Below are 434 nucleotides of genomic sequence, written 5' to 3' on the forward strand. Positions count from 1 at the left end.
ACGCCGCCATATTGCTCAGTGAGTTTCGTGTGATAAGGAAGGGCGCCCTCGGTGTAAAGGTCCAAGAGATTACCTTGATTGAGCGTCAATATGTGTTCGCGTGTGGTGGAGAAGAACACAAGTACGAACCAGTAATGAACGACGGGCTCGGAGGAGCGGGCAAGTTGCGCAAGGCGCGACGCTTTCGCCGGCGCGAGATCGTCGCAGTGCCAACAACGGCCGCTACCGCTGCGGCAATGCACAACGAGAAGAGTTTGAACATGGCGCGAACGCACGCAAACGTGCGATGGGACGAAAGGAGGGAAGAGAAGTAACAACAGGGCCTCGAACAGTATTTCAATATATAACTTCTCATGAGGTCGACACGGGTATCGCGGCGTGCCTAGCCCAATCGTGTGGCGTATATTGCGCTTACCAGAAGCCTTACCACAAAG

The 434-nt window shown here is 54.4% G+C and carries 1 protein-coding gene; it reads left to right on the forward strand.

Translation table 11 applies throughout. The features are described from left to right. On the forward strand, nucleotides 1-314 hold a 314-nt coding region (locus BBH99_RS22480), incomplete at its 5' end, for a hypothetical protein (RefSeq protein WP_165601945.1). Nucleotides 315-434: the final 120 nt, after the last annotated feature.

It is taken from the genome of Chryseobacterium contaminans (genome assembly GCF_001684955.1).
In the GTDB taxonomy this organism is placed as follows: Bacteria; Bacteroidota; Bacteroidia; order Flavobacteriales; family Weeksellaceae; genus Chryseobacterium; species Chryseobacterium contaminans.